Raw genomic sequence first — 26,494 nt, 5'->3', positions numbered from 1 at the left:
ATAAATCCCAAAAGCCGACTAAATTTGATAAGGTAAAGACGCAAAATTAGTAAAAATATAGAGCTTGGTTTTTAATTTATAACCAATTCTAAAACCATAACGGCTAGAACCATCCTTTATTATCCTGCCATTTATCATAAGGAAAACATCATGTCTACTTATACCAACAAACTGATAAGCGCTTTTTCCTCAGCATTACTAACGGGCGCATGTCTGTTTACTGTCACCGTAAGCGCCCATGCGGCTGTCAGTCCTGATGCCAACACCGATGCCATTACTCATAAAAACGCCAAAGTTAGTAAATCTAAGCCGATTTTTTATGGCGATGGAGGCGCTTATCCTTTCTCCGATGCAGTCCGCGTTGGCGATACGCTGTATTTATCAGGGCAAATTGGCTTTAAAGATGATAAGTTGGTGAAAGGTGGCATCAAGGCGGAAACCAAGCAAGTTTTTGATAATATTCAGGCAATTTTATTACAATACGGTTATCAAAAATCAAACTTGATTAAATGTAGCGCCATGCTCACTGATATGAACGACTTTGCTGACTTTAATAAAGTTTATCAAACAGAGCTAGCTAAGCCGTATCCGGTACGCTCAACCTTTGGAGTGGCTGGCCTGGCAGCAGGTGCTAGCGTTGAGATTGAATGTATCGCGGCAAAATAACAATGCAGGGTAAACGCCTGGTAAACCACTCAGTTAAGCAATTAAACTGAGTGATTAAATTGAGAAATTAAATTAGCCATTATATTATTCAATTAAACAGGCAAAGCGTCTTCTAATAAGGCGCTTTCTTTAGTGACACGCAAGACTTCCTCGAGTGTCGTCTGTCCACTTATGACCTTGCGCAAACCATCAGCACGAATTGAAGATGTTTGCTGGCGCGCATAGGCTTCGAGTTCAAACTCTGCCGCATGGCTGTGAATCATTCGACGCAAACTGTCATCAATCGGCACTACTTCATAGATTGCCGTACGCCCTTTAAACCCCAATTGATTACATTTATCACAGCCGACTGCTTTTGGCAGATTAATGGTCGTTTCAGCGTTGATATTAATTTCGGTAAACAATTTGCTTTGTTCAAGGTCAGCATGCTGCCACGTATGACAATTTTTGCATAAGGTACGCACCAAGCGCTGCGCCACCACGCCAATCAAAGATGACGATAATAAAAATGGCTCAATGCCCATATCTTGCAGCCGTGTGACTGCCCCAATTGCGGTATTGGTATGCAAGGTCGATAGCACTAAATGCCCAGTTAATGACGCTTGTACGGCAATCTCGGCAGTTTCAATATCACGGATTTCTCCTACCATGACCACATCAGGATCTTGCCTCAGCATTGCCCGCAGACTTTTGGCAAAGGTCATATCCACCTTATTATTCACCTGTGTTTGCCCAATACCATCGAGCTGAAACTCAATCGGATCTTCAGCCGTTAAGATATTACGCGTTTGGTCATTGAGGTCAGTTAAAGCGGCATAAAGGGTTGTGGTTTTACCCGAACCGGTCGGACCCGTTACCAAGATAATGCCATGCGGACGGTAAATTAGGCGTTTTAATTCACTATAATCATGCTCAGACAAGCCAAGATAGGTCATATTCAGATGACCAGCTTGTTTATCAAGCAGACGCATTACCACCCGTTCGCCAAAGCTCGATGGCAACGTCGATACCCGCACATCAACCTCGCGCCCCGCCAGCCTCAGGCTCATGCGCCCATCTTGTGGCACGCGTTTTTCGGCAATATCGAGCTTTGCCATGACTTTAATACGCGATACTAATAAGGGCGCTAATTGCCGTTTTGGGGTAATGATTTCTTTGAGCTCACCATCAACTCGGAAACGCACCACTAGCCGTTTTTCAAAGGTTTCGATATGAATATCGGAGGCGTTTAGGCGAATGGCTTCAGACAATAGCGCATTAATCAGGCGAATAATGGGCGCATCATCTTGGCTGTCCATCAAATCTTCGGTCTCAGGGACGCTATCGGCTAGGCTATCAAGATCAGGATGATCCTCTAAACCAGCAGCAATATGCTGCGACTCACCCGTATTACCTGCATACGCGGCGTTCATACGTTTTTCAAAATCGTCGGTGCTGATACTGTCATAAACCGGGACACTGCGCACACCTTGCTGCTGCAAAAAGCGTACTGCCTCATTAATAGCTGATAATGGCGTGGCTTTGGTCAGCACCAAAGTCGGTGGCAACTCAGCATCAATCGCAAGAACAATTAATAGCTGGTGACGCTTGGCAAAACTGTACGGCAGTTGCAGCATAAAGGCGACCTAATCAATAAAGTAATCAGTTAAAAAGGGTTCGAGAATGGCTTAAAGAAGCGGTTATAGAATCGTTTAAAGAGCAAAACAAAGGGGCAAATAGCGCTGCTGATAAGAAGATAAAAAGTCATTGACGACGTACCTATGAACCTGAATAATGGATAACCGTCAGTGCTACTCTATTTGATATACTACCATTTTGTATGCTTAGATAAGTTCTGCTTTTGCGCGTTATTGCCATTTTTATAGATAACTTTCTACAGCATCATGCTGGTTTATACAGTCTAATATGTTATCTTTATGACCCTACTTTTTTCTGCTATTTCTTTTAACTGACTTACCGTTCTTTATTTTATTTTTGCTTTTATCGCCCGTCTGTCCTAGGATTTTATATGTCGCAAGCCATGACCCAAGATTCAACTCTCATTACTGGTCACTCTCCGCTTACCAATGATACTTTTACGGTAGGTAGTCGTACGTTTTCCTCGCGCTTGCTGGTTGGCACGGGTAAGTATAAAGACATGAGCGAGACTGGCGCGGCAATTGCTGCTTCGGGAGCAGAAATTGTAACCGTCGCGATTCGCCGTACCAATATTGGTCAAAATCGTAACGAGCCCAACTTGCTTGACGTCATCTCTCCAGATAAATACACCATTTTGCCCAATACGGCGGGTTGCTTTGATGCCGAAAGTGCCATTCGTACCTGTAAGCTTGCTCGCGAGCTGTTAGGCGGGCATAATCTGGTCAAGCTTGAAGTGCTGGGCGATGAAAAAAGCCTGTATCCCAATGTGATGGAAACGTTAAAAGCAGCAAAAGTATTGATTGATGATGGCTTTGAGGTCATGGTGTATACCTCAGACGACCCGATTGTCGCGCAAGAACTAGAGAGTATGGGCTGTGTAGCAATCATGCCATTGGGCAGTTTAATTGGTTCTGGTTTGGGTCTGCTGAATCGTCATACGCTCAGCCTTATTATTGAAAATGCTAAAGTTCCAGTCTTGGTAGATGCCGGTGTCGGCACAGCATCAGATGCAGCAATTGCCATGGAGCTTGGCTGCGATGGCGTACTCATGAACTCAGCGATTGCCAGTGCGCAAAATCCCGTTATGATGGCATACGCTATGAAACATGCCGTATGGGCAGGTCGTGAGGCATTCTTAGCAGGTCGGATGCCGATGCGAAAAATGGCAACCGCCAGCTCGCCGCAGACTGGTTACTTTTTTCAATAAAGCATATTTAATAAAAAGGTAATAGAAAAGTACTAAGACGTATTTAACTTAATTGCTGTTCATATCGATGCACCATAATGGTGTTCACGCATAGCGCGCAGCTCATTGATTCTAAAGATTAATTTTAAAGGACATGTTATGCGGTTGTTGACGGCAGTTGATCAGTTATTTTTACTTCTTGAGTCACGTAAGCAGCCCATGCACGTGGGTGGATTGTTTTTATTTGAACTGCCTGAGCTGGCGCAAACTGCCGATTGCAATTTTGTTTACCAATTGGTGCAGCAGATGCAGACTGCTACCGTACCGCCAAGCTTCCCATTTAATCAGGTGCTGGAGCATTTGCTGTTTTGGAAACAAGACGAAAATTTTCATGTCGAGCATCATTTTCGTCATGTTGCATTGCCTCAGCCTGCCCGCGTACGCGAGCTATTAATGTATATCTCAAAAGAGCACAGCAAGCTACTTGATCGGGCGATGCCATTGTGGGAATGTCATGTTATTGAAGGCATTTGCCCCGAATTCGAGGGCAGTCCTGAACGCTTTGCTTTATATTTTAAGATTCATCATTCTTTGGTCGATGGCATTGCTGCGATGCGGCTGATTCAAAGGTCGCTATCGCAGTCGCCCACTGAGCCGATGACTCTGCCAGTATGGTCACTGATGGCCCGTCACCGCAATCAGGTCGATGCAATACTGCCTGATGGGCGCTCACTTGTCTCGATTATTAAAGAGCAGCTACTGACCATTAAGCCGGTCTGTTCTGAGTTGATTGATAATTTCAAAAATCGCCATGATGAAGATTATGTCAGCCCCTTTGATGCGCCCATGAGTGTGCTCAATCAGCGTATTTCAGCCTCACGGCGGATAGCCGCTCAGTCCTATGAGATGCAGCGCTTTCGCGATATTGCCGACAAGCTGCATGTCACGATGAATGATGTAATTCTTGCTGTATGCGCTGGTGCGATTCGCCGTTATCTACAAAGTATTAATGCCTTACCCAAAAAGCCGCTGATTGCCTTTGTGCCCATGTCGCTACGGAATGATGAATCAGCATCGGGCAATCAACTTTCATTTTTATTGGCAAATCTTGGTACGCATCTTGATGATCCCATACGGCGATTGCAGCTGATTCATGACAGTATGAACAAAGGTAAGCGCCGTTTTAGACGCATGAATCAGGCACAAGTGCTCAATTATAGTGCCATTACTTATGCGTGGGAGGGCATCAATATCTTAACTGGGCTGTTTCCAAAAAAGCAGGCATTTAACTTGATTATCTCAAATGTACCTGGAGTTGATAAACCGCTATATTGGAATGGCGCACCGCTTAAAGCTTTATATCCTGCCTCTATCGTCGTTGATGGGCAAGCAATGAATATTACTTTGACCACTTATTTGGATAAGCTTGAATTCTGTATCACTGCATGTAGTAAGCTATTGCCACATGTACAAGATATGCTGGCATTGATTGAGGAAGAACTTTGCGCTTTAGAAACTATTAGTTTAGAAGCTATCAGTAATGAAAAACAAGCAGGCTGACCTAAATAGTATTATAAAAACATCATGTTTCAATGCCCATAAAAAAAGCTGACTTCAATATGAAATCAGCTTTTTTATTACTACTTATTTATGCGCAGCGTATTCTTGTTAACGGATTACAATACGCTTCCCAAATAAGCTTAAAGTGCATCGCCCCACGCAGGAACAACCACTTGCATCAATGGTTTGAGCATTTTTATATTACAGGCAAAGATAGACCCTGATTCCATAGAATTATGCGCGCCCGTATGATCAACCACCACGCCACGCGCTTCAGTCACAATCAATTCACCAGCAGCAATATCCCACGGCTTAATGGACATCTCAAAATAACCATCAAAACGACCAGCAGCCACATAACATAAATCAAGGGCAGCTGAGCCTAAACGGCGAATCTGACCACCCGCTTCACTCACTTTTTGTAAACTTTCAAAATGCTCTTTAGCATACGATATGACTTCGCCATTGCGCTTACGCTCAAGCGGATGACCGGTAGTAAATAGGCCACCATCAATGGTTTTACGCTCACTGACATTGATACGGCGCTGATTTAAACGCGCACCTTTACCACGGCTGGCTGAAAACATCTCATCACGGACAGGATCATAGACAACGCCATGTTGAGTCACGCCTTTATGCTGCACGGCTATCGAAACACAAAACTGCGGTACACCATGTACGAAATTTTTGGTGCCATCTAATGGATCAATAATCCAGCACCAATCGGCATCTTCGCCACGACCTTCTTGCATACCAAACTCTTCACCCAAATACGAGTGCGTTGGATAGCTGGCTTTTAGCGTCTCAATGGTCAACTCTTCGCTAAAACGATCAATACGCGTTACCAGACCATCAAGCCCTTTAGACTCAATATCCAGCTCAATTTTATGACGGTTTTGATGTGCGTATAAAATCTCTTTACCGACTTTTTCAGCAGCGCGCGCTGCGATAACGACCATGGGTTCCATATATAACCTATTTGCTTGATGAATGAATACGAATAACTGCGTACTGTGACTAAAAAACACTGCGCGACAATGGGTTAATTAATAATCTTAAAACCCGCCGTCATGGCAATCATGCACGCCATACCTGATGGTTGCTATCTGCTACTGCCCAAGTTGTCAAATAATTTACACCTACGGCAAGCAGGTGGCACACATGCGCTTTATTTCGCCGTGCTATTTTATCAATTTTTTAGCGCGTGTGGGTATTTATTATTAATTTTCCAAACTTATGAAAAAATTAAGGTATTTATTATCAATATATTATCTTATTAGACCAGTTGTTTACCCAAGAGTTCTAACAAGACAGCAGTTGTTGCAACTGACGCGTCACTCCAGCTAAATCCAAGCCACAGTCGCTTAGTTGCTCTGCTTGCGAACCATGGGCAACAAAAGCGTCTGGAATACCGATATTACAAATTGCCGGACGGCTTATTTTAAAGGCAGCAGACTCATTTAATAAATACTCATTTACCGCGCTGCCCGCGCCGCCCATGAGCACATGCTCTTCTATGGTGGCAATATGGGTTACACCTTGAGTAATTAAACGGTCTATCAAGCTGGCATCAAGTGGCTTGACCCAGCGCATGTTAACGACATGCACTTGGCAATTGTATTGCTGAATAAGAGTTTGCGCTGCTTGCTCAGCCGTTGCTACCATCGTGCCAAATACCAGTAGCGCCAATTGAACGGGCGCATTATCAGTACCGAGCACCGACTCCACCACCGCTTGCCCCACTTTATAATTCTGGGGTGGTCGTTGAATGGTCGCACCCGTACCTACACCGCGCGGATAGCGTACGGCAGTACTACCCTTATGCTCATAGCAGGTATTGAGCAGCTGATAACATTCGTTTTCATCTTTTGGTGCAGCAATAAGCATATTTGGAATACAACGTAAAAACGCGTAATCAAATACTCCAGCATGGGTCGCGCCATCTTCGCCAACCAATCCTGCACGGTCGATGGCGAACATCACATCTAAATTCTGCAACGCCACATCATGAATCAGTTGATCATAACCGCGTTGCAGGAACGTCGAATAAATGGCAACAATTGGCTTTACGCCTTGGGTTGCCATACCAGCAGCAAGCGTCACTGCATGCTGCTCAGCAATTGCCACATCAAAGAAACGTTCAGGAAACTGGCGGGCAAAGTCAATCATGCCCGAGCCTTCTTCCATCGCTGGCGTAATAGCAAGCAACTTATCATCTTCTACGGCTTTATCGCATAAAAATTGACCAAATACTTGCGAATATTTTAAAGCCGGAGCAGATTTTGGTTGAGCATCAATAGCCACTTTATTATCAGCATTAACAGTGTCATCCGCAGGTAACTTATTAATGGCATGATAACCAACAGGATCAGCTTCTGCTGGCGCAAAACCTTTGCCCTTGGTAGTATAAATATGCACCAATACTGGCCCATGAACGTCTTTAGCTCGCGCTAATACACGTAGCAACTCAGGGATATTATGCCCATCAAAAGGACCAAAATAAGTAAAGCCAATGGCTTTGAACAAATTGTCTTCTAGTCGCGGAACCGCACGCTGCTCAGTATGGCGTTTACGGCGGTCAAAGCCTGCCATCATTGGACGGGGGCATAAAACCGGCGTACCAGTTTCTGAGATATCAACCTGATATCCTGACTCCCACAGCATAGCCAGATGCCGAGAGAAACCGCCGGTAGAACAAGAGATTGACATGTCATTGTCATTTAAAACTACCAACAGATCAGCGTCTTGTTGGACCGCATCATTCATCGCCTCAAATGCCATACCACCGGTCATTGCGCCATCGCCAATTACGCAAGCAACCGTTTGCGCACGACCCTGATAGCGCAGTGCCAAGCTCATGCCAAGCCCTGCCGAAATAGCCGTCGATGAATGACCAACGCCAAACGTATCATAGACTGACTCAGCCCGTTCAGGAAAAGCAGTCAGACCATCTTTGGCACGAATGGTACTTAACTTATCACGGCGACCGGTCAGCACCTTATGCGCATAGGCTTGATGACCCACATCCCAAACAATTTGGTCATTAGGCGCATCTAAAAGATGATGCAGAGCAATCGTCAACTCAATAACACCTAAATTTGCACCAAAATGACCGCCACTTTGACCAGCTGAATACAATAAAAACAGGCGCAGCTCGTCGGCTAAGGTAATTAGCTGCTTGGTGTTGAGGGATTTTAGGTCGGCTGGGGTCTCAATAGTATCCAACAACGGCGTGACAGGGCGCGTACGCGGTATCACTGAGTACGTCTGCTGCAAACCGGATGCAGGCACAGCAGAATCAGTAGCTGATGACGATTGAGAATGAGACTGTGAGGGATGAGTTGACTGCTGCATATACCGTACAATACCTACCAATCTGCTGACAAGGTGACGGCCTTATCATATTTTGATGCGCCGCTATCGTTTTGATATGGCGTCATATAATAATCTATAACTTAAGCTAATTGACGTAAATGGGCAATCGCTTGGAGCTTATAGGGCTGACGATATGCTCACCATATCATCATATATTCTCAATATTATGCACTATTGTTGTGCTTCTATATCAGTGAATAGTGACGACACAGTAATGTAAGGACAAAGACTTGTCACTGTATCCGTTAAAATAGTGTGGCATAATAGCATTTTTTTCTGACTATCGCTAAAATCATCGTGCAACATCTGTGCACTTTGTGTGATTTACGCACCGATAAGATAAAGGATAACCCTTTCAGAGCAACTGCTCTACTTGTGCATGATAACACTTGTATTCAAAAAGCATATCAGCATAGCTATTCTACTGATAAATAGCTATATTTATACCCTCTACCGCCACCATAAACGGTCTATGTAGGATCTTAATGTCATATCAATTTATTACCAGCGCCACACTGCCCACTCGTCACGGCGAGTTTGACATTCACATGTTTGAAAATGATGCCGGTCAAGAGCAAGTGATGCTTACCGTAGGTCTGCCTGTGGTCGATTCCTCGTTAGTGCAAAGCATAATAACCAAAACAACGAACACTCTAAACAGTACTTTAACGAATACAGTCACGATCGAAAAATTAACGGAAACTTCTGCCAGCAATTCAAATAATAATACCCCAGCTATCGCGCCACTGGTACGAATACATTCAGAATGCCTCACAGGCGATGCCTTTAGCTCGCTTAAATGCGACTGTGGACCTCAGCTTAATGCAGCGATGCAAGCCATTCAAGAAGCTGGCTGTGGGGCCATTTTATATCTTCGTCAAGAAGGTCGCGGTATTGGACTGACCAATAAAATTCGCGCTTATGCCTTACAAGACCAAGGTCATGATACGTTAGATGCCAATTTAATGTTGGGTTTTCCAGCGGATGCACGCACCTACGAGATGTGCGGGGCGATGCTTGCACATGTTGGTGTTACTGAGGTGCGACTGATTACTAATAATCCGGATAAGGTTGCCTATTTAATCGAGAACGGCATACGGGTGGTTGAGCGCGTTCCGTTATTGGTCGGGGTTAATGAAGTCAATGCCAGTTATTTGGCAACCAAGCGCGATCGAATGGGTCATCTTTTTGATAAAGAGTTGTAATACAAACTAAAATTATCAGCATTTTTATAACCAATATCTTTATGAGCACAGCCACTATGAAGCCGACAACTACTAATAATGCCAGTAAAAATGACGCTAACGCAGACATGCCAGCTACTGTAACCTTAACGACAGAAACCACGCCAACCGAGCAAGATATCGCGCGCGTACGGGCGTTTTTGGTTGATTTGCAGGCGCGCATTTGCCAAGCATTAGAAGGGCAAGAAGCGGATGGTGGTGGCACAGCAACATTTGTGCCTGACGATTGGGAACGTCCAGAAGGTGGCGGCGGTCGCTCATGTATTTTGGCTGACGGCAAGGTGATTGAAAAAGCAGGCATTATGTTTAGTCATATTCATGTACATGACTTGCCCGCTTCTGCCACCGCGCGCCACCCTGATATTGCCGGACGTAGAGCACAAGCCATGGGTGTGTCGCTGGTGGTACATCCGACAAATCCTCATGTACCGACTAGCCATGCCAATGTACGTTTGTTCATTGCTGAAGCGGCTAATAGAGAGCCAATTTGGTGGTTTGGTGGCGGCTTTGACTTAACGCCTTTTTATCCAGTATTAGCCGACTGTAAACATTGGCATCAAGTCTGTCATGATATATGCGCGCCTTTTGGTGACAGCATTTATCCGGATTTTAAACAGTGGTGTGATGAGTATTTTCATCTACGTCATCGTAATGAACAACGCGGTATTGGCGGCTTGTTTTATGATGATGTGAATACTGAAAGTCGTGGCTGGGATTTTGACACCTGTTTTGAATTGATGCAGGCAGTTGGCAATGGCTATCTTGAGGGTATTTTGCCAATTTTTGAGCAGCGTAAAAACACCCCTTATACGGACGAACAACGTGAATTTCAACTGTATCGTCGTGGACGCTATGTGGAATATAACCTAGTTTATGACCGTGGTACGCTCTTTGGCTTACAAAGTAATGGGCGTATTGAATCCATCTTGGTCAGCATGCCACCCCTTGCCAGCTGGCACTATCGCTTTGAGCCTGCTGCCGGAACCGCGGAATTTGAATTAACCGATTACTATTTAAAACCACAAGATTGGTTGACATTATAGTCTAGAACGGCATAATGATAGTCTAGGTGTTAAGCAATAAAAGCAAACATCTGTAACATAATAAAGAAAGGTCAGCTATCAAGGCTGACCTTTCTTTATAGCAAAATTAGCTTAGCGCTATATTTATAGTGTAATGCCTTACTTCTATAATGATCATTGGTTTCACGACCTATATTCATAAAAAGATAACTAATAGCCACTTAATTTTGGACATATAACGTCTCATACGTCCATTAATAGCCAATTATAAAGGAGTCTTCATATGGCACAGGTTCATACCAGCAACTCATTAAAATCTCTTATCAGCATATCGCTAATGACCGCTGTACTTGGTCTAGCGGCGTGTACCCCGACCCATCCTGATGTGAAAGCCCGTCAAGATGTGATGAAAAACTATGGCGATGCGGCAAAAATCATGGGGGGCATGGTGAAAGAACCTGATACCTTTGATATTGATGTCTTTAAAGAACAGGCGGCTTTTTTAGACAGCGAATCTAAAACCCCATGGAGCCACTTTGAAGATACCGAAGCAGTTGGTAACGCTAAACCAGAAGTCTGGAGTGATAATCCAGGTTTTATTAGCGCCTCAGAAGACTTCCAAAAAGCAGCTGCTGAACTAAATATGGTTGCTCAGAATTCAACGACGTTAGAGGAAGTGAAACCTGCCTTTGGCGCGGTTGGTAAAAGCTGTAAATCTTGCCATGACGATTATCAAGTTAAAAAAGATGACTAATCATAGCTAAACTTGTCTTATCTAGCATAATTTAAGATAATAACGCTAAATGAAACAACTATTAATCGCGTTAAAAAAACCGCCATTCCAACATAGAAATGGCGGTTTTTTTATACTTCTAATGATTTACCTTTCTGACTACGCTTAAATGCTAACTCATCAAACCAGCTTGTACAATCTCAATCCAGTAGCCATCAACATCTTTGATAAAAGCGATATTTTTCATGCTACCGTCTTCAGGACGTTTTTTAAAGGTGACATTATTGTCATCAAACCAAGCAACTGCAGCATCTAAGTCAGGCACACTAAAACAAATATGCCCAAAACCTTGTGGTGCCTCATTACCATCATGATAGCTAAAACCGTCTTCAGTCTCGGTACCATAATTATGGGTCAGCTCTAAAATACCGCGCTGACGGAAAGCATAAATTGCCAAATCATCGCCGGCAGGCAGATTTTCACGCTCTTCATCAGTCAGCTTAGCTAAAAAATACAAATCAAATTCCATTTTTGGGAATTTTTTTACCGCCAATAAGGTCATCCCAAGGACACCGGTATAAAACTCGAGTGACTTTACCGGATCTTTTACCCGAAGCATGGTGTGATTAAAGGTATAGCCAGTAGTGGCAACCGCAATCGGCTGCACACCTGCTGCCTGAATGCTGCTGTTAGGTTGGTCAATATGCGTAGCGTTAGAGGTAGAGTCGGACATATAAAATTACTCCAAATATAAGAATAGTGAAAGTAAAAGAAGATAAACCGCTATTAAGTTTCTAAAAATCGTACCTTACCGGTATCTATATCATATTCTGCACCGACAATGAGTAACTGACCACTATTGGTTAATTCCTCTAGCGCCCGTGAGCTGTGTTTAAGCTGACTGACTGACATACGTACATTGGCGCGAATGGCACGGTCGATTAAGGCATCGGTATCGACCTCTTTACCATTAGAAGTCGCCAGTTCGTGCAGGTTATAAACGCTTGGACGAATACGATCAACGATAGATTGCAGATTCGGTGAGTAATTTTTTTCAGGGTCCATAAGCGTTTCTACACAGGCGGTCACTGCGCCACAATGTGAATGACCTAATACAACTACCAGTTGCGTATCGAATTTTTCTGCCGCAAATTCGATTGAGCCAATTTGTGAGGGTGCAACGATATTACCCGCCACGCGAATGACGAACAAATCGCCCAAGCCTTGGTCAAAAACAATCTCTACCGGCACACGCGCATCTGAGCAACCCAAAATAATCGCCAGTGGGTACTGGTCATTGGTCAGCTCTGGTCGTCTCTTGGTCATGGGGTCTGGGTTAGTCAAGCTGTCCACGTAGCGCTCATTGCCTTTTTTGAGCAGTTCAAGCGCTTCTTGACCAGTTTTTGGGCGTGTGTCAATCATGAGTTATCCTTGTTGGTGGTGCTGAATAGTAAGGTATAAAAAAAGAATGAGAAGAATATGTGTGTAGATATTTCTTAATTATGAAATGATTGTATAGCAATCAGAATACAAACTTGATAATAAAACCTAGGTTCATTTTTATTCTACTAATGAATTTTTAGATGGCTTTCGATGAGCAACTGCATAATCTATATAGCCTTCTAATATTACAATATATTATTCACGCAAAAAGTATAACCCACGTAACCGCTAACGAACTTGCACTTATTTGCAGAGTGGGTTTGTTATAATACGCAGCATTAACATTGTGGCTCACTGATTTAAAGATTAATTACCTTTATTAAAACACACTTTTTATAAAATACCTGACATCAATAGCCTTGTGAAAATGGCGTTGATATTTTGGCATTTTAGGAATTTACTCCATGACTGACTCGCCTGCGCGCTTGAACGCAACTAATACGGCATTAAAAGCCAACTCTCAGGCAAACAGTACGAATACTGTGCCAAACGATGTGTTATTACAAGTAACCCATCTTAAAAAAACCTACGATGACACGGAAGTCTTAAGCGACATCAATCTTAATATTAAACACGGTGAGTTTTTAACGTTATTGGGACCCTCAGGCTGTGGTAAGACTACGTTATTACGTTTAATCGCAGGCTTTGAGCAGCCAACAGCAGGCGCAATTTATTTAGATGGCGTACAAATGGCAGGGTTGTCCGCTGATAAGCGTCCTGTAAATACCGTGTTTCAACAATATGCATTATTTCCGCATATGACTGTGGCGCAAAATGTTGCCTATGGTCTTAAGATTAAAAAAGTCTCAAAAGACGAAATTCAAACTCGTGTGCGCGAGATGTTAGCAATGGTACAGCTTGAGCATTTAGCCAATCGTCGCCCGCAAGATTTATCGGGCGGTCAGCAGCAACGAGTCGCTATCGCGCGCGCAGTTATTAATCGACCCAAACTCTTATTACTCGATGAACCCTTATCAGCGCTTGATTATAAATTACGTCTGCAAATGCAGTCAGAGCTGAAGCGTTTGCAACGCGAGCTTGGCATTACTTTTGTTTTTGTCACCCACGACCAAGAAGAAGCACTGTCGATGTCAGACCGTATTGCGGTGATGAAAGATGGTAAGTTTCAGCAAATTGGTACACCGATTGAGATTTATGAAAATCCGGCAAATTTATTTACCGCCAAATTTATCGGTGAGACCAACCTTTTTAAAGCAGAAGTCAAAGGCATTTATCTTGACCAACCCGACCGTGATGGCAAGGTCACCAATGGACGCATCGAAGTCGAAGTATGCGAAGCGCAAGAAAAGCCAGCAATCTTACGTAATTTGCGCCGTCCAAAATTTGATAAAGAGGTTCAAGTCGGCGATATTGTTAATTTATTATTACGCCCTGAAGATTTGCGCATTTATGATGTTAATGACAGCACGCGCACGGGTCTGATTGGACGCGTGATTGAGAGTAATTATAAAGGCAGCACCTTAGATTCTATTATCAAGCTGGACAACGGACATATTATTAAAGCGTCTGAGTTTTTTGATGAAGATGATCCCAGCTTTGATTATAAAATAAATGAGCCGGTAAAAGTCACTTGGGTTGATGGTTGGGAATGGGTATTACCTAATGAAGAATCGCTAGCTATGCAAAAGGATAGCTTCTAATGGCGGGCTTTAATTCAAGTAATAAAAGTCCTTTTCGCACGGCAACCTTATGGCTAATATGGGGTTGGCTACTGATTTTCGCTTTATTGCCAAATATTTTAGTGATAGCGGTCAGTTTTTTAACCCGTGATAGCAGCGCGTTTATCAGCTTACCCGTCAGTATCGACAGCTATGTGCGCATGATTGATCCGCTTTATTTTGATGTGTTTGTACACTCATTATGGATGGCGAGCATTACCACTGTGATTTGTCTGCTGCTCGGCTACCCGTTTGCATGGATTGTGTCTAAAACCAAAGCGCGTTGGCAGCCGTTACTCATGATGCTGTTAATTTTGCCGTTTTGGACCAATTCTTTAGTGCGTACTTATGCGCTTAAATTACTATTTGCCAATAACGGGCTGATTAATAAAGCGTTACTGGCAGTCGGCATTATCGATGCGCCGATTGATATTTTATATACGCAAGGCGCGGTGATTGCCGGACTCACTTATTTGTTATTTCCGTTTATGGTGTTGCCGTTATATGCCGTCTTTACTGATTTGCGCAATGATATGCTGCTTGCCTCGCAAGATTTGGGCGCGACAAAAACGCAGACTTTTTGGCATGTGATATTGCCATTGACCACGCCGGGGATTATCTCAGGTGTGCTGTTGGTATTACTGCCAGCAATGGGCATGTTTTACGTGGCAGATATTTTAGGCGGTTCACGCAATTTACTCGTTGGTAATATTATTAAAAACCAATTCTTAGATGCGCGTGATTGGCCTTTTGGTGCTGCTGCAAGCGTGTTACTAACGCTCGCAATGGCGGTATTGTTACTTGCCTATCGCGCCAGTAGCCGCCGGATTGGCAAAACCGATTTTAATGAGGTGGCATAATGTCTGACAGTCCACTAGACCGCGCATCGTTGCCTAAACAAAAGAATCAAAAACAGGCATTTAAAATGGCAAGTGCTGGCAGTATCGCAGCTAAAAGCTATCTTGGTCTTATTTATACCTTACTGTATTTGCCCATTATTGTCTTAGTCGTCATGTCCTTTAACAAGTCTAAAATCGGCTATAACTGGGGCGGCTTTAGCTTAAAGTGGTATGAATCGCTGTTTAATAACCAAGCCATGTTAGACGCTTTTTGGCATTCTATTGTGTTGGGTTTGGTTGCGGCAACGGTTTCGACCTTGATTGGCACGTTAACGGCATTGGCGCTGCACCGTTATAATTTTCGCGGTAAAGGTTTATTAAACGGTCTATTATTCGTGTTGATGATGTCGCCTGAGATTGTGTTGGCAATATCGTTACTCGCGCTATTTTTACTTATTGGGCTGCAATTGGGCTTTGTGTCGTTACTATTGGCGCACATTACCTTTTGCTTGCCGTTTGTGGTGATTACTGTGTTTGCACGCTTAAGCAGTTTGGATGAGCGCTTGATGGAAGCGGCTCGAGATTTGGGCGCGAGTGAATCCACGATGGTACGCACGGTACTGATTCCGGTTATCTTGCCTGCGGTATTGGCAGGTTGGCTATTGGCGTTTACTTTATCCCTTGATGATGTGGTGGTTTCGACCTTTGTGACGGGTCCCAGCTATGAGATTTTGCCACTCCGCATTTATTCTATGGTACGCGTAGGACTAAAGCCTGAAGTTAATGCTATTGGTACTTTATTGCTTGCTGCCTCATTAATATTGGTTATTATCTCGCAGCTGCTATTACGTCGACGCTAGTGCTTTATTGAGTCATTGCCAATCTTTGAGTGAAAATCAGCATAAAATTACTTATAATGAATTTTATTCACCTCATATTTGTATTTATTAGCGCTATGGTTATCCTATGTTAGAGCTTCGTCATCTTAATACCCTAACCGCGTTGCGGGCGCATGGCTCGCTCGCAGCCGCTGCTGATGAGCTGCACGTCACGGCTTCTGCGGTGTCACATCAGCTTAAAGAGCTGGAAAATTACTACGATATAAGCTTGGTCAATCGGCGCACTCGTCCAATTACTTTTACCCCAGCTGGAAAGGCAGTATTGGCGCTTGCCGACAATATCCTGCCACAAGTGAATCGTACCAAAGCCAATCTCAAACGCTTAGCGCACGGGCAAGCAGGACGATTACGCTTGGCATCTGAATGTCACAGCTGTTTTGACTGGTTAATGCCGATACTGAATCACTATCGTCGCGAGTGGTCAGATGTGGAGCTGGACTTTGCCACAGGTTTTGAACCGGAACCGCATCATTTATTGCTAGAAGGCGATATCGATTTACTGATTACCACCAGTAACTTGCCGATTGACGGGCTTAGCTATCAGCCGTTATTTGAGTATGAGAGTCGTTTGGTACTGTCACCGATGCACGATTTGGCTGAGCGAGCTTTTATAAGTCCGGAAGACTTAATTGCTGAAACACTGATTGCCTACCCTGTTGAAGCCAAGCGCCTTGATATTATCGCTAACTTTATGACGCCAGCGCAGGTTACTTTTAAGCAAATCCGTACGACAGAATTGACAGCCATGCTGATTCAGTTGGTTGCTAGTGAGCGTGGCGTTGCTGCTTTACCTGATTGGGTAGTGAGCGATTATGAGAAAAAAGGCTGGGTAGTATCGCGTCCGCTCGGCGACGGCGTCCATTGTCAGCTGTATGCAGCAACGCGCACGTCCAGTCAAGATACCGCCTATATGCAAGGCTTTGCCAACTTATTGGAAGGTATTGTTAAGCCGTTGTAGGCAAATACTTATAAAATACCTCTAAATAAATAAAAACCAAGCGCAGTTGCGGATAATGTCAGTCCCACATGCAGACCGACCAATCCAAGCCCAGCAAGCATACGTCCTGCATTTATCAAGCTAAAGACTTCAACGCTAAAGGTACTAAAGGTGGTCAATCCGCCACAGAAGCCAGTGATAATAAACATTTTTACATTGACCGATAGCATGCTGCCGGTACGCTGAAACCATACCACAGCTAGACCTATCAGCAGGCCCCCTAAGATATTGGCACTAAGCGTCCCTATCGGTATCCAACTGTGTAGCGGATTAAAGCGCCCTAGCCACGCCCGCAAACACGCGCCAAGTGCTGCCCCTAAACCAATGGCAAGCCACTGCATAATTTTATCCTTGTCTTAATCACTGTCAATAATGAACTAGCGCTTATAAAATAAAATGTATCAATAAATACGATTACACTGCTGGTAATTCTGTCATCGGCCAACGCGGCACACAAGTCACTGCCAAATCATCTGACTGTCCAGCTTGCAAGCGCTCGTAGCCCGCATAAGCAATCATCGCCCCATTATCGGTACATAACGCGGGCGGCGCATAGTGAACGGTCGCATTTATTTTAGCCAATTCCGTTTCAAGTGTGTCACGCAAATGACGGTTGGCACTCACCCCGCCTGCAATCACTAAGCGGCTCATATTTGCTTGTTTTAAAGCTTTAATTGACTTTCTTACTAAGGTATCGACCATGGCATGCTGAAAACTGGCGGCAATATCAGCCCGTACTTGTGGGTCACTATCAGAGCCTGTCCCTGAGCCAGCAGTGTCTTTAATAAGATTGTGCACTGCTGTTTTCATACCACTAAAGGAAAAGTCCAAACCGCGATGCAACATCGGACGCGGTAACTGGTAAGCATTAGGATTGCCAGTTTCGGCAAGTTTAGCGATATTAGGTCCACCAGGATATTCTAGCCCCAGCATTTTTGCCGCTTTATCAAAACACTCACCTGCGGCATCATCAATGGATTCGCCCAATATTTCATACTGACCAACGCCCTGTGCAGCAATAAGTAACGTATGACCGCCAGATACCAATAACGAAACAAAAGGAAAAGCTGGCGGATTAGCGCCCATCAATGGCGCGAGCAAATGCCCTTCCATATGATGAATACCGATTGCCGGAATTCCTAATCCATAAGCCAAACTGCGCCCAAATAATGCACCCGTCATTAGCGCACCAATCAAGCCAGGTCCCTTAGTATAAGCAATGGCATCAATCTCATGTTTACTAATGCCACATTGATCTAACAGCTCATGAAATAACGGTACCAATTTACGAATGTGATCGCGGCTGGCAAGCTCAGGTACAACCCCGCCATAGACGGCATGCAGTTCTATTTGTGAATACAGCACTTGCCCAAGCAGACCCTTATTGTCACTGTCTATCAGCTCACTATCAAAAATCGCCAGACCCGTCTCATCACACGAGGTTTCTAAACCCAATACTTTCATGCACTCACCTTCATAAAAAAACCGTCATTGCAGAACACAATGACGGTCATTTTAACAAATTTCAATAGCCAGTATTGCAGTCACTGGTATTTCAATGGCTGATATTTACTGACTGCTATTAGCTAGCAGCGGCAATCATATAATCTACTGCAGCGTAGACCTGTGCTTCGCTTACACCGTTAGCAGCCTGAGCTGGCATTTGGTTGAAGCCTTTAGCAGAGTGCATATGCAAAGTGTCTTTACCTTTAGCAATACGCGGTGCCCATGCTTCTTTATCACCAAATTTAGGCGCATTTAGCAAGCCAGCGGCATGACAAGCCATACACTGGGCGTTGTAAAGCTGCTCACCAGCATCTGCTGCTAATACTTCAGTAGCAACCGCGCCTTCTGCTTCAGCAGTAGCTGTTTCTTCAACTGGTGCTGCTTCAACTACTGGCTCAGCTTCAACCACTGGTGCTTCTTCTACTACAGGTTCTTCGACAACTTCAACGGCTGGTACGTCTTCTACCACAGGTTCTTCTACCGCTTTATCGCCACTACAAGCACTTAGAGCAAGCATAGCGCTAAGACCTAGCGCTGACCACGTTAGTTTTCCCGCTATATTTAGCGATTTTTTATTGATAAGTTGCTGGTTGATGTCCATGTTCATTCCTTTGCCGGTTGGGTTAAGTGAGCGTTTTTTGAGTAGTACTTTTTTATTCCATGCTTACTACGGTTCTTACATGTTGCGGTTCTTACAAGTGTTGATGTCGCCAATACGCTTTTGCGCTTGACTCACTGTGGGTCTACCGCGCCGACTTCATAGTCAGAAGTCATCGCGGTCAGGGGAAGCTTATATAAGTGATGAGGTATTAGTCTTATAAAAACTAAAACAGAGTTGCAACGTAGATGTTAATTTTGTTAATTGTAGTATCGGTAATTAAATAGCTGTTTATTAATACCTAATTATAAATAATAAAAATTTATCTTCAATATAAATTAGCTGGCAGCAGCGACCATATAGTCAACGGCAGCATGAATCTGATCTTCAGTAACGCCATTGGTTGCTTGTGGTGGCATCTGATTAAAACCTTTTGCCGCGTGCGTATAAAGAGTGTCTTTACCTTTTGCAATACGTGGTGCCCAAGCTCCAGCGTCGCCATATTTAGGCGCATTGAGCAAGCCTGTCGCATGACATGCCATACATTGAGCATTATAAAGTTGCTCGCCTGCATTGTCAGTTGCGGCTACTGGAACAGCCGTAGCTGTTTCTGCAGATGCGGCATCCGCACTATCAGGTTCAGGTGTGGCTGCAGCAGCTGTTGCTGTATCGTCGGCTGCCGCTGGAGCTGCTGCTTCAAAAACCATTTCTTCTGCTTTCGGGGCATTTTTACGAGCGAGATCAGCGGCGGCATCTACACGATCCACTGCCAGCACCTGACCGTATGGAGCGACTTCTTTATCATCACTACAAGCGCTGATGCTGATGCCAAGTGTAACCGCAAACACTGTCCCTAAGACCATACGTAGCGACGTGTTTAATACCGATTTTTTCATCCCAATATCCTTAATAAAACTGACAAAAAAGCGTAAAGATGCCGACTGCTCTGACAAGGAAATTATCATAGCATAAACTGAAACCAAATCGTTATAGACAGTGAGGATTTTTTATCAGTTATTTCGCGACCATTTATCGTCTAGTTATCAATGATATATCCGCTATTAAGGTCGTACTAATTGACTCAATAATAGGGTTAATTTGCCATAATAAAGTTAAAAGATAAACCACAATCTACGTTTTATCTAACGTTTTACCTAATAAAGTGTACGGATGATATACATGAAAGGCTTTGACTTTATTACCATTTTTTATTAGAATGACCACCCTTGTGCTATTGCACAAGATTATCCTAGTTTGAGCTGATGTGTGCAATCTTGAGATATTGTCGCTACCTACTATTATACAGCCAGACTAATGCCTTTATATCTCATCCTCATAAGGAGTCTTCATGCCTGCAGTTAAGGTTAAAGAAAACGAACCAGTTGACATCGCTATCCGTCGTTTCAAACGTGCTTGTGAAAAAGCAGGCGTTTTAGCTGACGTACGCAAACGTGAATTTTTTGAAAAACCAACGCAAGAGCGTAAACGTAAAAAAGCAGCTGCCGTAAAGCGTTATAAGAAAAAACTACAACGCGAAACTATCCGTACCACGCGTATGTACTAATCTTAATGACGGAAGATAAGCGGTTATTTATTTGATTGCTATCATTCTTTTGTCACTTAAGCCAATGAGGGTATTGGTAAAAAGACCCTAAGCACAACCAGTTATATGAGCGCCACTGCTATCTATTGATGACAGTGGCGTTTTTTATGCTACACTTTTTATTGTGGTATTTTTAGCTTAGTGTTTAAATCCGTTGTATTTAAACCTAGTGTACTTAAGCCTACTGTGTTTAATCCTATAAGGAAGAGAAGCGATCATGAACCCACTTAAACAAAGCCTTGCAGACGACATTATCAAGTCAATGAAAGCTCATGATATTGAGCGCGTAAAGGTATTGCGCAATGTGCAAGCGGTCATCAAACAAATTGAGATTGATCGCCAAACCCAACTTGATGATAGTGATGTATTAGATGTGCTGCAAAAACAGTTAAAACAGCGTCAGGAGTCATTAACGATTTTTACTGAAAACAATCGTGACGACTTGGCGGTGAAAGAGCAGTTTGAAATTGATATTATCAATCAATTCATGCCAACGCAGATGGATGATGCGGAAATTGCCGCATTGGTCAATGCAGAAATTGCCGCACAAGGTGCAACATCCATGCGTGATATGGGCGCGGTTATGGGCGTGTTAAAAACCAAAACTGCAGGACGTGCCGATCCAGCGATTATATCAAAACTGGTCAAGCAAGCGCTGCAATAAATGTTAATAAGTCAGCTTTGCGTCATGTGAATTAATGATATTGCTTACGCTGCTAACAACTAACCGCACCATATAACCGCTTAAGGCTGATAGTCTTTGGCGGTTTTTACGTTTTTGATTTCTTGGGTAATGTTTGCTAATAAGGGTCGAGCGCTGCTACTTTGTTCAGCGATTGGCATATTTTTAGTTAATTGCTGAGCTTGGGTTAAAGAGATGAGCGCAGCATCATAGCGGCCATTCCACAGCTGGTCTTGACCGCGATAGCGTAGCGCGTTAATAGTGGCAATGCGCGCAAGCGGCGCTGATGCTGATGTTTTAGCAATTTTTTCATTGGCTAACTGCAAACTTTGCCAAGCGTAACGGTCGCTGGGTTGCTGCTGAGTTAGGGTTTTGAGGAGTATTTGAGCATCAGTCGGCTGATTATTATTGGTTAATGCTTCAGCCAAATACAAGCGCAAATCGCGCCGTTCAGGATAAAGGCGCTGCTGAGGAATGAGCACATCCACTGCTTGTTGCCACTTATTTTGTTCCGTTAACACTTGGCTATAAGTAATCGACAATAGTGGCTCTAACGCTTGGCGCTCGTTATCTGGCAAGGTATTGAGCTGTGACATGATAGTCGCAGCCTCGGTAAAGCGCTGTTGCTGAGCGTACCAAAGTAGTAAGGCGACTTTGGCACCAACGCTATTTTTCGCAGCAGTGGTGAGTGAGGTTTGGGAGACATGCTTACCGGTTACTTGAACCCGCCAATACAGCAAATCGAATAAGGCTTGGTGACGTTGTTGCTGAGCAAGTGATAACGCAGGATAATACTGGGCGCGGCTTTGTGCTTCGCTTAAACGCTCATTACTCAAAGGATGCGAGCGTACAAAGCTGGGTAAAAATCGATTGGCAACTTGATTGAGCTGACTTTTTTGATTCATCGTCGCAAAAAATCTCGGCATGGCGCGCGGATCGTAGCCCGCTTGAGTCATAATCTGCATACCTACCCGATCCGCCTCGCGCTCATTATTTCGGCTGAACGCCATACTGCTATTCATCGCAGCGGTCTGGCTTCCCATCATGACTGCAGCGGCCGCATCGCCACCACTATCAACAGCTGATGCCGCAATCGCTGCCAACATGCCACCGACTTGTATTAATAACGCCTGCCGACGCTCATCAGCACCATGCTCATAATGGCGCTGACTAATGTGTGCCACCTCATGTGCCACCACACTTGCGAGCTCATCCATACTACTGGCAGCAAGGATAGTACCGGTATTAATACCAATCACCCCGCCTGGCGCGGCAAAGGCATTAATACTGGGATTATCCAGAATCACCACGCCAAGCGGTGCTTGCTGCCGGGCTTGGGCATTAAGTCGCCAAGTCATCCCTTTGATTGTTTCTTGAATCCATGGGTCATGCTCCATTTTTGCCTGACCATTGATTTTTTGTAGTGACCACTCACCGATGAGTTTATTTTGATATTGATCGGCAAAGCTTAGCCCTTGCCCTTGTAAACTTGGCAGCGTAAGCTCTACAACTGGTGGCTTTTGCCATGAGCTTACCATCATATTATTAAATGAACTGGGCGCATTCGTTGCTGCCGTTGCCAAGGCTACCGCAGCATGACTTACCTGACTAAAGCCTACCGTCCCACTCATAATTGTCGCCATGACTACTAATCTGCTATAACGTCTCGCTATACCTGGATATAAAAGAACTTGCGGCAGACAAGAGAATGAAGCATGAGGTAAACCAACTAAAGGTGGTATCGGGTGCTTACTTATTAAGGCACGATTTAACGCAGAACGATTAACAGGGTTCATGTGCCCATCCTTTCTTATTAGTCAAATGTCTAGTAGTCAACTCATCATTTTTGATAATACGAGCTTGCAAGTCATTGGTCAATTTTAACCTGCTGCGCACTACCAATATCTAAGTAATGCGTTATCTTTGGGCAACATTGCCTTCCTGAATATTTTTTTATTTATGCTGACTTAAGCCCTGACTTAAGCTTTTTCACATCTATACAAAGACACGCGCCTCATTAATTATTTCAATAACAGCGTTGATGACAGGACGTCCAATCGACTGTAGTTGCTCAGCTAGGATTTGTTATAATAGTCAATCGACAATAAACATAACTAAAAGCTGCTCATGCAATACAATATAAAGAAAAACCACATTTAAGATTTTAAGGGTTTTATTATGACCGCTACCCAACAAACTACGCTTACGCTACACGCTCCATATTTTATTCATTTGGCGCAGACGTTGGCAGTGCCCCTACAGAAAACTGCTGTGACTTTGTTACAGCTATTGCCAGCCGAATGCATTGCTAACATACATCTTGCTCAAGTGCAGCTACTTGATGAAAGCGCGACAGAATCTGCCGCGATAATGGACGAGTCGGTAATTATTAAAAATATGGTCGATGGTCGTGGCTTGGCATGCCCTATGCCATTATTAAAAACCAAAGTTGCATTGCGTGACGTTAATAGTGGAGAGTCGCTGTATGTGGTTGCAACCGACCCCAATTCACGAGCGGACATTTTGGCATTTTGTCAGCAAACCCAGCAAAGTGGCACTCATGCTTTAACATTAATACTCAATCAAGTGACCAGTAGCGTGGCTGATAACTGCTTAGATACGCCCAAGCCCGATACAATATTTCACTTCATCATTACCAAAACCGATACCAACTGAGTCGCGCTATCCTTTACAATTAAGGCTATCAGCATATTAATGTGCTACGCGTGACCAAGATAACAACATTTAATTGATAAACTTTTACTTATTCCATTTTAATCAAGGTCAAGACTATGGCTACTGACTCGATAAAAACACTACATAGCGACAGCCCTGCTCCTGAATCTAATCCAGCACGCGATGCAGCGCTAAAGGCAGCAGCTGAACGTCCGCCTTATGATGCCACTGCTTTTGAAAATACCAGTACCCGCGATTTAGTCCCTACCATGCCGACTCACTTATCAGCACCTGGGGTAAACGTTGGCGCATATATTAATACGGTACATCAGATTCCTATCTTAACGCCGCAGCAAGAACAAGAGCTTGCCCATCGTTATTATGATGAAGGCGATGTCGAAGCGGCACGTTTATTGGTCATGTCGCATCTGCGCTTTGTGATTCATATTGCTCGCAGTTACTCAGGCTACGGATTACCGCAAGCCGATTTAATTCAAGAAGGCAATTTAGGTCTTATGAAAGCGGTTAAACGCTTTGACCCTAATAAGGGCGTGCGCTTGGTATCCTTTGCCGTACATTGGATTAAGGCTGAGATTCATGAATTTGTCATTCGTAACTGGCGTATTGTTAAGGTAGCAACCACCAAAGCCCATCGCAAATTGTTTTTTAATTTGCGGAGCTTAAAAAAGACCAATAATCAGCTGACTTTAGAAGAAGCAGATGCCATCGCCCAAGATTTAAACGTCACGCGCAAGCAAGTACTAGAGATGGAATCGCGCCTAACCTCTTATGATGCCTCATTTGAAACCCAAACTAGCGATGACGATGATGGTCGTTATGCACCGCAACTGTTCTTAGAAGACGGTATTGATCCTGCGGAAATGGTTGAAGAAGCAGACTGGGAAGAAAATAATTCCTCCGCGTTGATAGCCGCTATGGATACCTTGGATGAGCGTTCACGTGATATTGTTGAGCAGCGCTGGTTGTCCGAGCAAAAATCTACTTTGCACGAGCTTGCCGCTGTTTATTCAATATCAGCTGAACGCGTACGCCAAATTGAAAAAAACGCGATGGATAAAATTCGTGAAGCCATGACTATTGATAGCGTGATTTTGCCAGATGACATTCAGTAATTAAACTTTTATAAAAGCATAGTATTGGATTAAATATTAATGAATGACTGTTTGCGCAAAGGCGAATTTTAAGCAGCGACCGATTAGGCAGCCAATTGAAAAGTGATGAAGGGTTAACAATGGTGAATTGGATAGGTATTGCCGCACTTAATCTTGCTATTGCAGTGGCGTTAGGGGCGTTCGGCGCGCATGGTATTAAAAATCTGGTCGATGCACAGCAGTTAGAATGGTGGCATACGGCAACCCTTTATTTGTTTATCCATGCCTTAGGACTATTGCTGGTCGGGGTATTGATACGCCTCAACATTGCAGCACAGTCAACGGCATGGTTATTACAAATTGGGGTTATTATTTTTGCGGGTAGCTTATTTGCGATGACCCTTGGTGCGCCGCGTTGGTTTGGCGCGATTACGCCTATCGGTGGCGTGCTGATGATAGCGGGTTGGGTCTGGCTGGCAGTAACCGCGTTTCGCTCTACCAATGCAAGCTAATTCGTAAAAGCACGTTGATGAAGGCATGGTTTCTAATAATAGCTAATAGTCATAATTTGATTTATAAAGGATAGTCGCATTGATTAAGGAAGAATTATTATGAGTACAATCAGTATCAACGGAAAAATATTGCAAACTACCCATCAAACAGTACAAATGGTGGTGAATGAGATGGGCTTGAGTACCGGTCGCTATGCTGTTGAAGTCAATGGCGAGTTGATTCCTAAAAGTGAGCTTGATAAAGTGGGTATTGTAGAGGGAATGACAATCGAGGTGGTACAGGCGGTTGGTGGTGGTTAAATATTAGTTGCTATTTACATTGTTCAAAACTTTATTAAGGTATTATTTTTTGCAATTTACGTCACAGAAAAGACCGCAAACGTATCATACGCTTGCGGTCTTTCTTTTTTTGCTAATTACTCGACTACCTACTACTTTTTTATTAACTAATTTTCCTCACATTATAGGAACTCATTAGTAGCTAGCCGTTAGCTGAATTGTAGCTTTATTTATTATATATGCTT

Annotated in this window: 26 protein-coding genes; 16 read left to right on the top strand and 10 right to left on the bottom strand. The window is 43.8% G+C overall.

What is annotated here, in order from left to right:
- Nucleotides 1-150 precede the first annotated feature (150 nt).
- The gene (locus tag H2245_RS04050; RefSeq protein WP_182406088.1) at nt 151-666 is read left to right on the top strand and encodes a RidA family protein; all 516 of its coding nucleotides are present in this window, start codon (nt 151-153) and stop codon (nt 664-666) included.
- Nucleotides 667-758: 92 nt separating this feature from the next.
- Here H2245_RS04050 and gspE read toward each other — a convergent pair whose 3' ends face one another.
- The gene (gspE, locus tag H2245_RS04045) at nt 759-2,282 is read right to left on the bottom strand and encodes a type II secretion system ATPase GspE (RefSeq protein WP_182406087.1); all 1,524 of its coding nucleotides are present in this window, start codon (nt 2,280-2,282) and stop codon (nt 759-761) included.
- Between the two features lie 404 nt (nt 2,283-2,686).
- Between gspE and H2245_RS04040 the strand changes: the two genes are divergently transcribed.
- Both H2245_RS04040 and H2245_RS04035 read left to right on the top strand, forming a co-directional pair.
- Nucleotides 2,687-3,511 carry a thiazole synthase gene (locus H2245_RS04040; protein ID WP_182406250.1) on the top strand — a complete coding sequence of 275 codons (825 nt, stop codon included), beginning with the start codon at nt 2,687-2,689 and terminating at the stop codon, nt 3,509-3,511.
- A 138-nt stretch (nt 3,512-3,649) separates the two neighbouring features.
- A complete protein-coding gene (locus H2245_RS04035) occupies nt 3,650-5,050 on the top strand; it encodes a wax ester/triacylglycerol synthase family O-acyltransferase (RefSeq protein ID WP_182406086.1) in 1,401 nt (466 codons plus the stop codon).
- A 140-nt stretch (nt 5,051-5,190) separates the two neighbouring features.
- Here H2245_RS04035 and H2245_RS04030 read toward each other — a convergent pair whose 3' ends face one another.
- Nucleotides 5,191-6,018 carry an inositol monophosphatase family protein gene (locus tag H2245_RS04030; protein ID WP_182406085.1) on the bottom strand — a complete coding sequence of 276 codons (828 nt, stop codon included), beginning with the start codon at nt 6,016-6,018 and terminating at the stop codon, nt 5,191-5,193.
- A 334-nt stretch (nt 6,019-6,352) separates the two neighbouring features.
- A complete protein-coding gene (gene dxs, locus H2245_RS04025; protein WP_182406084.1) occupies nt 6,353-8,404 on the bottom strand; it encodes a 1-deoxy-D-xylulose-5-phosphate synthase in 2,052 nt (683 codons plus the stop codon).
- A gap of 506 nt (nt 8,405-8,910) precedes the next feature.
- Here dxs and ribA point away from each other — a divergent pair.
- The 3 genes from ribA (at nt 8,911) to H2245_RS04010 (ending at nt 11,445) form a co-directional block, all read left to right on the top strand.
- Nucleotides 8,911-9,630: a GTP cyclohydrolase II gene (gene ribA, locus H2245_RS04020; protein WP_182406083.1), complete on the top strand. Its 720-nt coding sequence runs from the start codon at nt 8,911-8,913 to the stop codon at nt 9,628-9,630.
- Nucleotides 9,631-9,737: 107 nt separating this feature from the next.
- A complete protein-coding gene (gene hemF / locus H2245_RS04015) occupies nt 9,738-10,712 on the top strand; it encodes an oxygen-dependent coproporphyrinogen oxidase (protein ID WP_182406249.1) in 975 nt (324 codons plus the stop codon).
- A gap of 262 nt (nt 10,713-10,974) precedes the next feature.
- Nucleotides 10,975-11,445 carry a cytochrome c gene (locus tag H2245_RS04010; RefSeq protein WP_182406082.1) on the top strand — a complete coding sequence of 157 codons (471 nt, stop codon included), beginning with the start codon at nt 10,975-10,977 and terminating at the stop codon, nt 11,443-11,445.
- 151 nt (nt 11,446-11,596) lie between these two features.
- On the opposite strand, the gene gloA is transcribed toward H2245_RS04010, so the two are convergent.
- Both gloA and H2245_RS04000 read right to left on the bottom strand, forming a co-directional pair.
- Nucleotides 11,597-12,157 carry a lactoylglutathione lyase gene (gloA, locus tag H2245_RS04005; protein ID WP_182406081.1) on the bottom strand — a complete coding sequence of 187 codons (561 nt, stop codon included), beginning with the start codon at nt 12,155-12,157 and terminating at the stop codon, nt 11,597-11,599.
- Nucleotides 12,158-12,210: 53 nt separating this feature from the next.
- Nucleotides 12,211-12,846, bottom strand: coding sequence for a carbonic anhydrase (locus H2245_RS04000; protein WP_182406080.1), 636 nt, complete (start codon nt 12,844-12,846; stop codon nt 12,211-12,213).
- 425 nt (nt 12,847-13,271) lie between these two features.
- Between H2245_RS04000 and potA the strand changes: the two genes are divergently transcribed.
- The 4 genes from potA to H2245_RS03980 all read left to right on the top strand — a co-directional run bounded on the left by potA (nt 13,272) and on the right by H2245_RS03980 (nt 17,242).
- A complete protein-coding gene (potA, locus tag H2245_RS03995) occupies nt 13,272-14,528 on the top strand; it encodes a spermidine/putrescine ABC transporter ATP-binding protein PotA (RefSeq protein WP_182406079.1) in 1,257 nt (418 codons plus the stop codon).
- Entirely contained in the window at nt 14,528-15,406 is an 879-nt protein-coding gene (potB, locus tag H2245_RS03990; protein WP_182406078.1) for a spermidine/putrescine ABC transporter permease PotB, read from the top strand. The genes potA and potB overlap by 1 nt, the downstream gene beginning before the upstream one ends.
- Entirely contained in the window at nt 15,406-16,245 is an 840-nt protein-coding gene (potC, locus tag H2245_RS03985; protein ID WP_404944654.1) for a spermidine/putrescine ABC transporter permease PotC, read from the top strand. Before potB ends, potC begins: the two co-directional genes overlap by 1 nt.
- Before the next feature lie 106 nt (nt 16,246-16,351).
- Entirely contained in the window at nt 16,352-17,242 is an 891-nt protein-coding gene (locus H2245_RS03980; protein ID WP_182406077.1) for a LysR family transcriptional regulator, read from the top strand.
- Between the two features lie 8 nt (nt 17,243-17,250).
- On the opposite strand, the gene crcB is transcribed toward H2245_RS03980, so the two are convergent.
- The 4 genes from crcB to H2245_RS03960 form a co-directional block, all read right to left on the bottom strand.
- A complete protein-coding gene (gene crcB / locus H2245_RS03975; protein WP_182406076.1) occupies nt 17,251-17,622 on the bottom strand; it encodes a fluoride efflux transporter CrcB in 372 nt (123 codons plus the stop codon).
- A 73-nt stretch (nt 17,623-17,695) separates the two neighbouring features.
- Nucleotides 17,696-18,745 carry a tRNA (adenosine(37)-N6)-threonylcarbamoyltransferase complex transferase subunit TsaD gene (gene tsaD / locus H2245_RS03970; RefSeq protein WP_182406075.1) on the bottom strand — a complete coding sequence of 350 codons (1,050 nt, stop codon included), beginning with the start codon at nt 18,743-18,745 and terminating at the stop codon, nt 17,696-17,698.
- Between the two features lie 118 nt (nt 18,746-18,863).
- On the bottom strand, nt 18,864-19,388 hold the full coding sequence (locus tag H2245_RS03965) for a cytochrome c5 family protein (RefSeq protein ID WP_182406074.1): 525 nt from the start codon (nt 19,386-19,388) through the stop codon (nt 18,864-18,866).
- Nucleotides 19,389-19,723: 335 nt separating this feature from the next.
- Nucleotides 19,724-20,281 (bottom strand): cytochrome c5 family protein, encoded by a 558-nt coding sequence (locus H2245_RS03960; RefSeq protein ID WP_259365071.1) that lies wholly within the window; start codon nt 20,279-20,281, stop codon nt 19,724-19,726.
- Between the two features lie 452 nt (nt 20,282-20,733).
- Here H2245_RS03960 and rpsU point away from each other — a divergent pair, with 452 nt between their 5' ends.
- A complete protein-coding gene (rpsU, locus tag H2245_RS03955; RefSeq protein ID WP_182406073.1) occupies nt 20,734-20,949 on the top strand; it encodes a 30S ribosomal protein S21 in 216 nt (71 codons plus the stop codon).
- Between the two features lie 256 nt (nt 20,950-21,205).
- Nucleotides 21,206-21,652, top strand: coding sequence for a GatB/YqeY domain-containing protein (locus H2245_RS03950; RefSeq protein ID WP_182406072.1), 447 nt, complete (start codon nt 21,206-21,208; stop codon nt 21,650-21,652).
- Nucleotides 21,653-21,732: 80 nt separating this feature from the next.
- Here H2245_RS03950 and H2245_RS03945 read toward each other — a convergent pair whose 3' ends face one another.
- Complete coding sequence (locus tag H2245_RS03945) at nt 21,733-23,466, bottom strand: M48 family metalloprotease (RefSeq protein WP_259365070.1); 1,734 nt, start codon at nt 23,464-23,466, stop codon at nt 21,733-21,735.
- Nucleotides 23,467-23,848: 382 nt separating this feature from the next.
- Here H2245_RS03945 and H2245_RS03940 point away from each other — a divergent pair, with 382 nt between their 5' ends.
- From H2245_RS03940 to thiS, 4 genes are all read left to right on the top strand, one after another.
- Entirely contained in the window at nt 23,849-24,346 is a 498-nt protein-coding gene (locus H2245_RS03940) for a sulfurtransferase TusA family protein (protein ID WP_182406071.1), read from the top strand.
- A 269-nt stretch (nt 24,347-24,615) separates the two neighbouring features.
- Nucleotides 24,616-25,479, top strand: a complete 864-nt coding sequence (gene rpoH, locus H2245_RS03935; protein ID WP_220464377.1) for an RNA polymerase sigma factor RpoH — start codon at nt 24,616-24,618, stop codon at nt 25,477-25,479.
- 119 nt (nt 25,480-25,598) lie between these two features.
- A complete protein-coding gene (locus H2245_RS03930; RefSeq protein WP_182406069.1) occupies nt 25,599-25,970 on the top strand; it encodes a DUF423 domain-containing protein in 372 nt (123 codons plus the stop codon).
- 99 nt (nt 25,971-26,069) lie between these two features.
- Entirely contained in the window at nt 26,070-26,270 is a 201-nt protein-coding gene (thiS, locus tag H2245_RS03925; protein ID WP_182406068.1) for a sulfur carrier protein ThiS, read from the top strand.
- The last annotated feature ends 224 nt before the right edge of the window (nt 26,271-26,494 follow it).

It is taken from the genome of Psychrobacter sp. GP33, assembly GCF_014119005.1.
Classification (GTDB): domain Bacteria; phylum Pseudomonadota; class Gammaproteobacteria; order Pseudomonadales; family Moraxellaceae; genus Psychrobacter.
The sequence above is the reverse complement of the archived record's forward strand: the minus strand, read 5'-3'. Positions and strand labels throughout refer to the sequence as shown.